This window comes from Bifidobacterium sp. LH_450 (assembly GCF_056356715.1).
Genome location: NZ_JBKEUU010000001.1, coordinates 349,799 through 362,882 on the forward strand (window position 1 = coordinate 349,799; position 13,084 = coordinate 362,882).

10 protein-coding genes are annotated in these 13,084 nt (G+C 65.1%); all 10 read right to left on the minus strand.

Annotated elements, in window-relative coordinates; all coding sequences use genetic code 11:
* Positions 1-16: 16 nt before the first annotated feature.
* Entirely contained in the window at positions 17-1,405 is a 1,389-nt protein-coding gene (gene tig, locus AC1AXT_RS01585; RefSeq protein WP_476540085.1) for a trigger factor, read from the minus strand.
* A gap of 55 nt (positions 1,406-1,460) precedes the next feature.
* A complete protein-coding gene (locus tag AC1AXT_RS01590) occupies positions 1,461-2,747 on the minus strand; it encodes an HRDC domain-containing protein (RefSeq protein WP_476540087.1) in 1,287 nt (428 codons plus the stop codon).
* 69 nt (positions 2,748-2,816) lie between these two features.
* Positions 2,817-3,698: a pyruvate formate-lyase-activating protein gene (pflA, locus tag AC1AXT_RS01595; RefSeq protein WP_476540089.1), complete on the minus strand. Its 882-nt coding sequence runs from the start codon at positions 3,696-3,698 to the stop codon at positions 2,817-2,819.
* Positions 3,699-3,828: 130 nt separating this feature from the next.
* Positions 3,829-6,204 carry a formate C-acetyltransferase gene (gene pflB / locus AC1AXT_RS01600; RefSeq protein ID WP_476540091.1) on the minus strand — a complete coding sequence of 792 codons (2,376 nt, stop codon included), beginning with the start codon at positions 6,202-6,204 and terminating at the stop codon, positions 3,829-3,831.
* Between the two features lie 263 nt (positions 6,205-6,467).
* Positions 6,468-6,668 (minus strand): hypothetical protein, encoded by a 201-nt coding sequence (locus AC1AXT_RS01605; RefSeq protein WP_476540093.1) that lies wholly within the window; start codon positions 6,666-6,668, stop codon positions 6,468-6,470.
* Between the two features lie 51 nt (positions 6,669-6,719).
* Positions 6,720-8,414, minus strand: coding sequence for an NAD+ synthase (locus tag AC1AXT_RS01610; RefSeq protein WP_476540095.1), 1,695 nt, complete (start codon positions 8,412-8,414; stop codon positions 6,720-6,722).
* A gap of 11 nt (positions 8,415-8,425) precedes the next feature.
* Positions 8,426-9,598: a M20 metallopeptidase family protein gene (locus AC1AXT_RS01615; RefSeq protein ID WP_476540097.1), complete on the minus strand. Its 1,173-nt coding sequence runs from the start codon at positions 9,596-9,598 to the stop codon at positions 8,426-8,428.
* A gap of 266 nt (positions 9,599-9,864) precedes the next feature.
* Complete coding sequence (locus AC1AXT_RS01620) at positions 9,865-10,554, minus strand: methionine ABC transporter permease (RefSeq protein WP_476540511.1); 690 nt, start codon at positions 10,552-10,554, stop codon at positions 9,865-9,867.
* A gap of 11 nt (positions 10,555-10,565) precedes the next feature.
* On the minus strand, positions 10,566-11,822 hold the full coding sequence (locus AC1AXT_RS01625) for a methionine ABC transporter ATP-binding protein (RefSeq protein WP_476540098.1): 1,257 nt from the start codon (positions 11,820-11,822) through the stop codon (positions 10,566-10,568).
* A gap of 80 nt (positions 11,823-11,902) precedes the next feature.
* Entirely contained in the window at positions 11,903-12,922 is a 1,020-nt protein-coding gene (locus tag AC1AXT_RS01630) for a MetQ/NlpA family ABC transporter substrate-binding protein (RefSeq protein WP_476540099.1), read from the minus strand.
* Positions 12,923-13,084: the final 162 nt, after the last annotated feature.

Genomic DNA, 13,084 nt, shown 5'->3' on the forward strand with positions numbered 1-13,084 from the left:
CCTAGTGGGCGCGGAATCACTCGGCGTCGGCCGGGGCTTCCTCGGTGTTCGCCAGTTCGTCGGCGACAGCGGCGGCTGCGGCGGCAGCGGCGACCGTTTCGTCCTCTTCCGGAGCCTGGGCTTCCTCGGAGCCCAGGAACTCGGTGACGTCGTAGTCTTCGCCGTCGATCGTGAACTTCACCTTGCGCATGCCGGCGACCATGCCCTTGGAACGGGCGACTTCCTCGACCGCGGAACCGATCTGGCCGTTCTTGATGATGGCCTGGATGAACATGTTCGGGTCCATGCCGTACTGCTGGGCGATCGACGCCAGGAACTGGAAGACATCGCTCTGGGCGACCTGGACGTCCATCTGCTCGGCGAGCTGGTCGAGGACCATCTGGGTCTTGATGTCCTTGTCGACGGCTTCCTCGGCGTCCTTCTTGGCCTCTTCGCTGGCTTCGGCCGGATCGCCGGACACCTGCTTGAGCTGCTGCTCGACCATGTTCTCCTTGATGCCCTTCGGCACCGGGATGTCGAGGCCGTCCTCGAGCTTGGCGATGAACGCGTCGCGCGCGGCCGTGAACTGGCGGCCCTTGGCCATTTCGGCGGCCGACTTCCTCAGGTCTTCCTTGAGCTCGTCGAGCGTATCGAACTCAGAGGCTTCCTGGGCGAACTCGTCGTCCAGTTCAGGCAGTTCCTCGGCCTTGACGGAGTTGACCTTGACCTTGACCTGCGCCTTCTGGCCTTCGTGCTCGCCGGCCTCCAGCGTGGATTCGAACGTCGTCTCCTCGCCGGCGGACAGGCCTTCGAGGGCCTCGTCGATGCCGTCCAGCATCGTGCCGGAACCGATTTCGTAGCTGACGCCTTCCTGGGCATCCACGCTTTCGCCGTCGATCTGGGCGTCGAGGTCGATGTTCACGTAGTCGCCCTTGGCAGCCGGGCGGTCCACGCCGACGAGCGTGCCGAAGCGCTGGCGCAGCGCCTGGAGGCGCGCGTTGACGTCTTCGTCGGAAACCTCGACCTTCTCGACCTCGACGACCATGTCGTCCAGGCTCGGCAGCTCGAAGTCGGGACGGCGTTCCAGCGTCGCCGTGAACTTGAGCTTCGTATCGTCGTCAGCCGACTGGGGCACCTCGACGACCTCGATCTCCGGACGGTCCATCGGATGGATCTTCTTGGTCTCGATGGCCTGCGAATAGAATTCAGGAACGGCCTTGTTCAGGGCCTCGCCGGCGACGGCGCCGAAGCCGACGCGCTGGTCGACGATCTTGGCGGGCACGTGGCCCTTGCGGAAGCCGGGAACGGTGATCTGGCCGGCGATGTCCTTGCGGGCCTGGTCGAGGAAAGGCTCGAACTCTTCCTGGTCAACGGTGATGGTGAGCTTGGCCTTGGTCGGCTCGAGGTTCCTAACGCTGATTTTCACGCTTTTCGCTCCTCACGATTAGCTTATGTCGTATTCTTCTGCCCGAGGGCAACTGCTACATGATAACGCGACTCAACGACGCTGAAACGAGCTCGATCTGCCACGGCCGGGCCCCCTGGTCCGCAAGGAATGCGGGCACGTCCAGATGCGAGGGATTCGCCCAGCACAGATTGCGCAGGATCGCCGGCTTGAGCAGCACGTCGGGCGCGATCTGCACGTCCTGCGCAATGGACGCGACTTCCTTGCGCGCCCTCTGGAGCCGCTCGTAGCGCCGGGGATGGTGCGTCTTCCAGATGCGCATGTTCTTGGGCGCATTGGCATGCGCATCGTCATCGCCGCCGTTGGAGGGCAGTTCGGGCCACTCGCTGCGAGGAAGCGCCAGCGCCTCCTGGATGGTCTCCTTCCACACGGAGGGCTTGACCTGGCGCTGGATCGGCGCATAGCGTTCGTACATCTTGTCCTGCTCGGTGCCCAGCTGCATGCGCACGCGTTCATTGAGGGAGCGGATGGCGCGGAAGGCGCGCGCATTGCGCGGCTTCTTCTGGGCGGCCTCGATGATGGCCCTGTCGCTCAGGAGCAGCGACGGCGAGATGTCGTAGCGCCGCGCGAGTTCGTCGCGCTTCGTCCACAGCGCCTTGACGACCGCAAGCCCCTGGCCGTCCTTATGCAGGGCGGTGATATGCGAGACATGCATCCACGGCACCGCATGCCTGCGAGGCCCTTGCCTGCCCTGCGCAAGCATGTAGCTGAATTCCTGCAGGGCCCACTCGTATTTCCCGGCGGCCTTCAGCTCGGCGGTCATGATGTCTTCCAGCTCGATGAGCAGCTCGACGTCCAGCGCGGCATAGCTGCGCCAGTCGCGCGGCAGCGGACGGTAGCTCCAGTCGGCAGCGGAATGCTCCTTGGCCAGCCGCACGCCCAGATAGTGCTCGGTGACGTACGCCAGCCCGAAACGGCGCAGCCCGAGAAGCCTGGCGGCCATCTCGGTGTCGAACAGGCGCTGGGGCTCCATGCCGAGCGCGAAGAAGCCCGGCAGGTCCTGCGGGGAATCGTGCAGGATCCAGGTGGCGTCCCCGATCGCATCGTTGAAACGCCCCCAGTCGGCGCCCGCATTCCCCAGCGCCACCGGATCGGCCAGCGCTATGCCGGCGCCTTCGCGCTTGAACTGCACGAGCCAGTCTTCATGGCCGTACCGGTAGCCGGAGGCGCGCTCGGCATCGGCCGCCAGGGAACCCGAGCCCTGCGCGAACCGCTCGCACATCGCCTCGAACCCTTCCAGCGTATCGATGACGTCGGGAACCCCCTCCTGGGGTTCGGTCTGCAATACCGGCGCGTCCTCCACGGCACCTCCCGCCCACGACGTTAAGGACAATCCTCACTTACTGGATGATGGCCCCACTCCCCGACAGCGTCAGTACACCTTGAACCCGTGCGATTCGAACTGCTCCTTGACGCGGGCCTTGAGCGCCGCGCTCGGGCCTTTCTGGTCCTCCAGCGGATAGGGAATGCGCAGCTCATGCCACTTGGGGCGCCCCAGCTGGTGGAAGGGCAGCACGTCGATGTGCTCGACGGCATCGCCGAACCGCTCGCAGATGCGGGCCACGTTCTCCACGTTCTCCTCCGAGCTGGTCAGTCCGGGCACCAGCACGAAGCGCACCCAGATCTTCTTGCCGGCCTTCGCAAGCCGTTCGCCGAAATCGATGGTCGGCTGCAGCACGCCGCCGGTGACCCTGCGGTAGGTCTCCTCGTCGCCGGACTTGACATCCAGCAGGCACAGGTCGATATCCTCGATCATGTCGTCGGTATAGTCCTTGTTTAGGAATCCGGAGGTATCCAGGCAGGTATGCACGCCCATCTGCCTGGCGGCGTGGAAGACCCGCGAGACGAACTTGCCTTGCATCATCGATTCGCCGCCGGAAAAGGTGATGCCGCCGCGGGTCGCCTGGAACAGGTCCTTGTACCGTTCGACCTTGGCGATCATGGCGTCGAGCGTCACCGGCTTGCCGTCGCGCATCTTCCACGTGTCGGGGTTCTGGCAATACTGGCAGCGCAGCGGGCAGCCGCTCATGAACACCGTCATGCGCGTGCCGGGCCCGTCAACGGACGTGTTGATGTCCCAGGAATGCACGAAGCCGATATCGCCGCTCTTGAGGGCGGCGATCCGGTCGCGCCGGTCCAGGCCGATCGGCGATTCGAAGCCCGACAGGCCTCCCATCAGCGTCTGGCTGCGGTATTCCTTCGATTCGCGCAGCATGTGCCGTTTCGTTGAGCGGAACTGGGCACTCTGTTCCATGGCGGGCCCCTTTCTCGGGCAATCGGTTCAGGTACGGGCGGCCGGCAATGCGCAGGCCGCAACGAAAAGGAGGCGGAAGGCCGCAGCCTCCCGCCTCCGGCCGGCACGCTGGCCGGTCAATGGCGCGCTATCAGTCGGTGACGGCGCCCTGGTGGAACGTACGCGAAATGACGTCCAGCTGCTGTTCCTTCGTCAGCTTGACGAAGTTCACGGCGTAGCCCGAAACGCGCACGGTCAGGTGCGGGTACTTCTCGGGGTGCTCGACGGCGTCCTCGAGCTGCTCCTTGCGCAGCACGTTGATGTTCGCGTGGTACAGGCCATGGCCGTTGCCGGCGTCGAGGATGCCCACGAGGTTGGCGATGCGCTCGTCTTCGTCGCGGCCCAGGCCATCAGGCGTGATGGTGTTGGTCAGCGAGATGCCGTCGAGGGCGTCGTTGTAGTCGATCTTGCCGACCGAGAACATGCTCGGCAGCATGCCGTGGGAGTCCATGCCGTTCTCCGGGTTGGCGCCCGGAGCATACGGCGTGCCCTTGTGGTGGCCCGACGGGAAGGAACCGGTGTTCTTGCCGTACTCCACGTTCGAGGTGATCGTCAGGATCGACTGCGTCGGGACGGCGCCGCGGTAGACCGGAAGGCGCTTGACCTGGCCCATGACCGTGCTCACGACCCACTTGGCGATGTCGTCGGCGCGGTCGTCGTCGTTGCCGTAGACCGGGAACTCGCCCTCGGTGCGGTAGCCGACGATCAGGTCGTCGTCGGCGCCTTCGACGTACTCGTACTCGTGGCCCGGCATGTCCTTGGCGTCCTTGTTGTAGATCGGGTACACCTTGGCGTACTTGCAGGCCGACAGCGAATCGGCGGCGATGGACAGGCCGGACATGCCGCAGCCGAGGGTGCGGTAGACCTCGCGGTCGTGCAGCGCCATCTCGATCGATTCATACGCGTACTTATCGTGCATGTAGTGGATGATGTTCAGCGCCTCGACGTAGGTTTCCGAGAGCCATTCGAGGGCCTTCTCGTAGTTGGCCTTGACCTTCTCGTAGTCCAGCGAGCCGTCGGCTTCCGGCTTGATCGGGTCGATGATGCCCTTGTCGATGACCTGCATGCCGGTCATTTCATCGCGGCCGCCGTTGATGGCGTACAGCAGCGCCTTCGCGGAGTTCACTCGCGCGGCGAAGAACTGCATCTGCTTGCCGACGCGCATCGGGGACACGCAGCATGCGATGGCTGCGTCGTCGCCCCAGTGCGAGCGGATTTCCTTGTCGGATTCGTACTGGATGGCGGACGTGTCGATCGACGTCTTCGCGCAGAAGCGCTTGTAGCCCTCCGGCAGCTTCGGATCCCAGAAGATCGTGATGTTCGGTTCCGGGCCCGGGCCGAGGTGCTCGAGCGTCAGCGTGTTGAGCAGGCGGAACGAGGTCTTCGTGACCATCGTGCGGCCGTCGTCGCCGAAGCCGGCGTCAGACCAGGTCGCCCAGTAGGGGTCGCCGGAGAAGATCGCGTCGTAGTCCTTCGTGCGCAGGAAGCGTACGATGCGCAGCTTCATGACGAGGTTGTCGATGATTTCCTGCGCCTCTTCCTCGGTGAGGATGCCGCGCTTGAAATCGCGCTCGAAGTAGCAGTCGAAGAACGCGGACACGCGGCCGAAGCTCATGGCGGCGCCGTCCTGGCTCTTGATGGAGGCAAGGTAGCCCATGTAGGTCCACTGCACCGCTTCCTTGGCGTTCATGGCCGGACGCGACAGGTCCAGGCCGTATTCGTTGCCGAGGGCGATGAGCTTCTTGAGCGCCTTGATCTGCTCGTCGTGCTCTTCGCGGTAGCGGATCCAGTGCTCGATTTCCGGCTCGGTGAAGTCGTTGCGGTACGGCACCGCGTCCTTGTCGCGCTGCTTGAACTTGATCAGCTGGTCGACGCCGTAGAGGGCGACGCGGCGGTAGTCGCCGATGATGCGGCCACGGCCGTAGGCATCCGGCAGCCCCGTGAGGATCTTGTTGTGGCGGGCGAGCTTGATGTTCTTCGTGTAGACGCCGAACACGCCGTCGTTGTGGGTCTTGCGGTACTTGGTGAAGATCTTCTTGACGTCCGGGTCGACTTCCTTGCCGGCTTCCTTGATGGCCTGCTCGACCATGCGCCAGCCGCCGTTCGGCATCATGGCGCGCTTGCAGGGCTCGTCGGTCTGCAGGCCGACGATGACGTCGTCGACTTCCGGGGACTCGATGTAGCCGGCCTTGAACGCGTCGATATCGGCCGGGGTGTGGGTATCGACGTCGTACACGCGCTGCTTGCGCTCGACGGCGAGGTAGTTGTCGTCGAGGTATTCCCACAGGTGCTTCGTCTTGTCCGTGGCGTCGGCGAGGAACGATTCGTCGCCTTCATACGGCGTGTAGTTCTTCTGGATGAAGTCGCGTACGTCGATGTCCTCTTCCCAGTGGCCGGGAACGAAGCCTTCCCAGGCTTCCTCCTTCAGCGCTTCCGGGGAGACCGGGGTCGCATCAACTGCTGCCATTTCCACTCCTTCTTTGGGGATCAATAACGACGCGCCTTCGTGTCGTTGCCTGACATCCAAGTGTAACGAAAAAGGGCCCGGAAAACAGCCAGTTAGGGCGTGAGCTTCGTCACATTTGCCCCGAAACGGACCGGGGCGGCCGATTCCCGTACGAACCGTCCGCCCCGATAGGGCCTCATTGCGCAAGGCCAGCCGCTACAGGACGGACGCGCGAACCGTCCGTCCCTGATAGGGGCGCCTTCGCCGGCGGCCAGCCACTGGAGCTACTTGCCGGCGGCGTCGGGCCATGCGTTCCATTCGCGGTTCTCCTCGTCCCATTTGCGGTTGCGCTCCTTCGCCGTCTGGAGCGCCTGCTCGGCCTCCTGGCGCGTCGGATAGGGGCCGAGGCGGTTTTCCATCGGCGATTGCGGCCCGAGCTCCACCTTGCCTGTGGCCGTATTGAAGTACCATTCCTGCTTGTCCATTGCGTTTCCTTCCTGATGCGGCATTGTCGTTGCGGCGGCGCGGGCGCGCCGCTATTCGCGGAACCGGCTGGTGACCGGCAGGCGCCGGTCGCGGCCGAACGCCAGCGCGCTGACCTTCGGCCCCAGCGGATACTGGCGCCGCTTCCATTCAGCCCGGTCCACCAGGCGCATGACGGTGTCGACGGTTGCCTCGTCGAAGCCATCGGCAAGCAGGTCGGCGCGGCCGTGCGCATGTTCAATATACGCTTCGAGCACCTGGTCGAGCAGGCCGTATTCGGGCAGCGAATCGGAATCCTTCTGCCCGGGCCGCAGCTCCGCGCTCGGCGGCTTCTCGATCGAGCTGACCGGAATGACGTCGCCGTCGACCGGGATGCCGGTCCAGCCGGATTCGTTGCCGACGATGGGCAGGCCGCCGATGCCGATGCCGTTCCGGGCCGCCTCGTTGCGCCAGCGCGCCAGCTGCCAGACCCTCGTTTTGAACAGGTCCTTGATGGGGGCGTAGCCGCCGACCGCGTCGCCGTAGATCGTCGAGTACCCGCAGGCCAGCTCGCTCTTGTTGCCGGTCGCCAGCGCCAGGACGCCGCGGGAATTCGACGAGGCCATGACGATGACGCCGCGGATGCGCGCCTGCAGGTTCTCCGCCGCCACCCCTTGGAGGGCAAGCTGGCGCTGGAACGCCTCGAACAGCGGCTCGATGGGCTGGATCTCATAGTGCGCGCCGATATTGGCGGCCAGCTGCGCCGCATCGTCCTTCGAACCGTCCGACGAATACATGCTGGGCATCGAGATGCCCCATACGTTTGCGCCGCCGCAGGCATCGGCCGCCATGGCCGCCACCAGCGCCGAATCGATGCCGCCGGACAGCCCCAGCGTCACGCCCGTGAAGCCGTTCTTGGCCATGTAGTCCTTCAGGCCGAGCACGCAGGCGCAGTAGACCTCTTCATCGGGTCCCATTGGCTCGGCGATGTCGCCGGGCCGCTGGCGGGCGGCCTGCGGATCGATGTCGAGCAGGCTCAGGTGCTCGCGGAACATCGGCGCCTGCACGAGCAGCGTGCCATCGGCGTCGACGGCGAAGCTGGCGCCGTCGAAGACCAGGTCGTCCTGGCCGCCGACCTGGTTGACGTATATCAGCGGCGCATCCACCTGCGCCGCGCGGCGCCGGGCCAGTTCATAGCGCACGCCCGACTTGCCTTCCTCATAGGGCGATCCGTTGAGCGTGAGCAGCACGTCGATGCCGTTGCCGGCCAATTCGGCGACCGGGCCGCCATCCTGCCAGATGTCCTCGCAGATCGCCACGCCTACGCGCACGCCTTCGATGTCGAGGACCACCGAGCGCTCCCCCGGCGAGAAGATGCGGAATTCGTCGAACACCCCGTAATTAGGCAGGAAGTGCTTGTCGTAGGCCGCCCAGACGACGCCGCCGTGCAGCACGACAAGCCGGTTGCGCGGCTTGCCGGTTTCATGGTCGGTGCCGATGGTGCCGACGACGACGTACAGCGACGCGAGGCCGTCGCCTGCCAGCCGGCGCGCGATTTCCTGGGCTGCCGTCCACGCCGCACGGCGGAACGTCGCGCGCAGGGCGAGGTCCTCGATCGGGTAGCCGGTCAGCGTCATTTCGGGGAACGCGACGACCTGCGCCCCCTGGGCCGCAGCCTGCTGCGCATAGGAAAGGATCTTGTCGGCGTTGCCTTCCAGATCCCCTACGCAGGTATCGATCTGGGCAAGCGCAAAACGAATCGTGCTCATGGAAGGCAACTTTACTCCGCAAGCGCGCCCGGCACCGCCAGGTCGAGCGCGGCGTTCGCATAGAAGCTGGCGCCCGTGGCGACCGCCTCGTCCAGCGCGTTGAATTCCGGCGAATGCCATCCAGCGCATCCCGGCGCGCCATTGGAGCCGATGAAGGCGAAGAGCAGGCGCGTGCGCTTTCCGTATTCGGCGAAGTCTTCGCCCGCCATCGACGGGATGATCGGGCGCAGCGACGCGTATTCGGGAACGCGCCGCGCCGCGATGGCCGCCAGTCGCGCGTCGCTGGCAAGCGGCACCTGGATGTCGTCCCACTCGATGTCGGCGTCGATGCCGTAGGCGCTGGCCGTTGACGATACGATCCGCGCGAACCTTTCGTGCGCCAGCCGCCCGTCAGCCGGCGTGAAGTACCGTACGGTGCCCTGGAATCCGGCTTCGGCAGGCACGACGTTCCATACATCGCCGCCATGCACTTCGGTGACGGACACCACCAGCGGGCTGAAGGCCGATACGTTGCGGCTGACGATCGTCTGCAGCGACTGCACCATCGCAGCCATCGCCTCGATTGGGCCCGTTCCCCGCTCCGGGTAGCCGGCGTGCGTGCCTTCGGCGTGCAGCGCCACGGAGAACTTCACGCAGCCGGCCATCATGGGTTCGGTTCCGACGGCGATCTGCCCGACCTTGTAGAGCGGGTTGTTGTGGGTGCCGACGATGGCGTCGACGCCATCGAGCAGCCCGGCCTTCATGACGGCCTTGGCACCCAGCCCCGTTTCCTCGGCCGGCTGGAACAGCAGCCGCACGTTCCCGCAAAAGGCCTGCGGATGTTCGGCAAGCCAGAACGCGGCGCCCAGCAGCGATGCCATATGGATGTCATGGCCGCACGCGTGCATCGTTCCGGGGTTGGCCGATGCGAAGGGCAGTCCGGTGCGCTCGGTGACCGGCAGAGCGTCGATGTCGGCGCGCAATGCGATGCACGGCCCTCCATCGGCGCCGGGCGCGGCACCGCGAATCTGGGCGGCCAGCCCTGTTTCCATCGAGTCCTCGAGGAACTCAACGCGTTCGTATTCGCCAAGCAGGCGCCGCAGGTACGCGGTGGTCTGCCGCTCCTGGAAGCCGCGCTCGGGGTGTTCATGGAGGTAATGGCGTATGGCCCGCAGCTGCGGGGTGAATTCGATGTTGACGGTCATACCACCAAAATACCGCCTGAGGCGCACGGCCATGGCACAGCATCTCGCAAGGCCCGGCTTCCGGCGGACCAGCGGACGCAGACGGGCGCCCAACCTCCCGATGCACTCCAGGCTCGGATCCCTCCCAGCGGACGCAGACCGCCTTGTTGCTGAACGGCTGCCATCCCAACGAAGTCGCTCCCAGCCCCGCGGGCACAAGCTGCCTGGGCATGAAGAAGCCCCGTCCAGTGGACGGGGCTGGGGACGGCACAACCGGCTGGATGGCCCTATCGCCTCAGCAGCCGCTTGGCGATGGCGTTGGCGATGCCCTGCACGACCTGGACGAGCACGATCATGATGATGACGGCGGTCCACGTCACCGTCTGGTCGAACTTCTGGTAGCCATAGGCGATGGCGAAATTGCCCAGGCCGCCTCCGCCGATATAGCCCGCCATCGCGCTCATGTCGAGCACGCCGATGAACAGGAAGGCGTACGCGAGGATCAGCGGGGCCAGCGCCTCGGGAATCAGCACCGTGCGGATGATCGTCAGCTTGGATGCCCCCATTGCGCGGGCGGCCTCGATGACGCCCGGATCGACGGGCACGAGGTTCTGCTCGACCAGTCGGCTCGTGGCGAACGTGCACATCACGCACATCGGGAAAATGGCTGCGGCGGTGCCGATGGACGTGCCGATGACGGCGATGGTCACCGGCTGCATGGCCGCCAGGAAGATGATGAACGGAATGGGGCGCACGATGTTGACGAGGATGTCCAGAACGCGGTAGACCACGCGGTTCTCGAACAGGTTGCCGGGACGCGTGCCGTAGAGCACTACGCCAAGAACCAGCCCGAGGGCGCCTCCGACGACGAGCGTGACGAGCACCATCTGCAGCGTCTGCCCGATGGACTGCCACAGCAGCGGCTTGAGCACCTCCCAATCGGTGCGCGAAGCAAGCGTGGCGGCCTGCGTCTCCATGTTCAGTGCATTCACTGGCGTTCCTCCTTGGGCGCAACATCGACGACGTCGTCTACTTGTTCAAGCGAGCTGCCGGCAGGCTCGGCATCGGCCGCCCCGGGGGCCGCGGACACGGCGGATGCCTGCGCGACACCCTGCGCGATGTTCGCGGCCGCCACGGCCTGGCCGTATGGCACGGGGTGATCCTTCGTGCCGAAATCCACCACGTCGCTGTTGCGTTTGAGCTCGGCGAGGAAGGACTCCAGCGCCGGGCCTTCTCCCCCGAATTCGTAGGTAAGGGCGCCGATGGCCATGCCGCGCACCGTGTCGATGCCTCCGTACAGCAGGCTGGACGCGATGCCGTAGCGCGCGATGAGTTCGGAAACGTTCTGGCCAGACGCGGTGATGATGGGATTGCCCTGCCCGTCGGTGATGTCATGCTGGCGCACCACGACCGTCACGAGGCGTCCGGGCCACTGCTCGCGCATGAGCGCGACGCGTGCCTCGTCCGGCAGCCCGTTCATCGCGGTGGCGATGAACCGCTTCGTGACGGGCTGCTGCGGCGCGGCGAACACGTCGTAGACGTCGCCGCCTTCGACGACGCGCCCCGCCGACATGACGGCGACGCGGTTGGCGATCTGCTGGACGACGTTCATCTGGTGGGTGATCAGCACGATGGTGATGCCGAAGCGCTCATTGACGCGCTGCAGCAGCTCGAGCACCTCCGTGGTGGTCTCCGGATCGAGCGCGCTGGTGGCCTCGTCGGCCAGCAGGATCTTGGGGTTGGTCGCCAGTGCGCGGGCGATGCCCACGCGCTGCTTCTGGCCCCCGGACAGCTGCGAAGGGTACTTGTCCGCATGGTCCTCGAGGCCGACGAATTCCAGCAGCTCGCGCACGCGCTTGTCCTGGTAGTCCTTGCGCCAATGGTCGAGCTGCAGCGGATAGGCGATGTTCTGGGCCACCGTCTTCGTAGAGAAGAGGTTGAACTGCTGGAAGATCATGCCGATCTTCTGGCGCAGCGGGCGCAGCTTCGATTCGGACAGCTTCGTCACGTCCGTCCCCATCACCGTCACGGTGCCGCTGGTGGGTTTTTCCAGCGCGTTGATCAGCCGCACCAGCGTCGACTTGCCCGCTCCGGAATACCCGATGATGCCGAAGATGTCGCCCTGGTTGATGGTCAGGCTGACGTCGTCCACGGCCCTCGTCGCCTCCGCGCCCCGCGATGCGCCCCTGGCGCGGAATTCCTTGACCACATGGTCAAACACGATGATGGGTTCCGCTTCGCTCATCAATCAACCATCCATTTCTTCCTGTCCGGTGCAAAACACGCCCATTGTACTCAATGGGCGCGCTTTGCCATGCCATGGCGCTACTCGTTGTCCTTGACGTCCTGCTCGATGTCCGCCAGATACCCCTGCAGCTGCTTGGCCGTGAAGTCGTCGGCGAAGACGGCGGTGCCGTCGGAGTTCTCGGAAAGCTTGTCGAGCACCGCCTTGCTCTGGAAGATCTCCACGCACTTCTTGTAGACGTCCACGTCCACGTCGTCCTTGCGTACGACGAAGACGTTGATGTACGGACGGCTTTCCTCCGATTCGGCGTCGTCCTGGTAGATGGCGTCGGTCGCCTTGAGCCCGGCGTCGGCGACGTAGTCGTTGTTGATGACGCCGGCGGCGATGGAGGGGTCGGACTTGAGCGAATTGGCGATCTGCTCGGCCTTCATCGGCACGACCTTGACCTTGGATGCCGCCGTGTCGACGTCCTGGGGAATCGTGAAGGCGGTCCAGTCGCCCTTGAGCGTGATCAGGCCGGCGGCCTTGAGGACGCCCAGGGCACGTGCCTGGTTGGTCTCGTCGTTGGGGATGGCCACCGTCGAGCCGGCCGGGATCTGCGAGATGTCGGTGTACTTGAGCTTCCCGCTGTCGTCGACGCCGGAATAGACGCCGAGCGGGTAGATCGCCACGCCGCCGATCGGCTGCAGGTCGTCGTTGTTCTTGACGTTGTAGTTGGCCAGATAGAGCAGATGCTGGAATTCGTTCATGTCAAGGCTGCCGTCGGACAGGGCCGGGTTCTCGCTGGTGTAGTCCTGGAAGTCCTTGATCTGCACGTAGATGCCCTGTTCCTTCGCCTCCTTCTCGAATTCGACCCATTGCGGGTCGGTCGCGCCGACGACGCCGATGACCACCGGATTGTTCTCGCTGCCCTTGGGCGCGTCGTCCTGCTTGTTGACGGCGCGCATGCCGAAGAAGACGGCCAGCGCCACGACGGCGACGACGATGACGGCGATGAGGATGTTGCGCGGCGTGTGGTTGACGCGCACCGGCGCATCGGTATCGATGCCGTCGGCGCCGTTCTTGTTCGGTTCCGGGGTGCTGCTGTTCGGGGTGGTCATCTTCCTTCTTTCCTTTCACGGGGGTTCGTGGCCGTCTCCAGGCCTTGTGCGCGCCGGCCGCCTCTTGCCTACGGGCCCGGCGAAGCGCATTCCACGATACCGGTTGCGCTGACCGTACACGGCGCATTTGCGGAAAACCATTATTCACGTTCGTTATAGCCG

Bases quoted from the DNA above. Each gene is read 5' to 3' on its own strand.
- pflA (WP_476540089.1), bottom strand. From the start codon at position 3,698: ATGGAACAGAGTGCCCAGTTCCGCTCAACGAAACGGCACATGCTGCGC.
- AC1AXT_RS01620 (WP_476540511.1), bottom strand. From the start codon at position 10,554: ATGGAGACGCAGGCCGCCACGCTTGCTTCGCGCACCGATTGGGAGGTG.
- AC1AXT_RS01615 (WP_476540097.1), bottom strand. From the start codon at position 9,598: ATGACCGTCAACATCGAATTCACCCCGCAGCTGCGGGCCATACGCCAT.
- AC1AXT_RS01625 (WP_476540098.1), bottom strand. From the start codon at position 11,822: ATGAGCGAAGCGGAACCCATCATCGTGTTTGACCATGTGGTCAAGGAA.
- AC1AXT_RS01630 (WP_476540099.1), bottom strand. From the start codon at position 12,922: ATGACCACCCCGAACAGCAGCACCCCGGAACCGAACAAGAACGGCGCC.
- AC1AXT_RS01605 (WP_476540093.1), bottom strand. From the start codon at position 6,668: ATGGACAAGCAGGAATGGTACTTCAATACGGCCACAGGCAAGGTGGAG.
- pflB (WP_476540091.1), bottom strand. From the start codon at position 6,204: ATGGCAGCAGTTGATGCGACCCCGGTCTCCCCGGAAGCGCTGAAGGAG.
- AC1AXT_RS01610 (WP_476540095.1), bottom strand. From the start codon at position 8,414: ATGAGCACGATTCGTTTTGCGCTTGCCCAGATCGATACCTGCGTAGGG.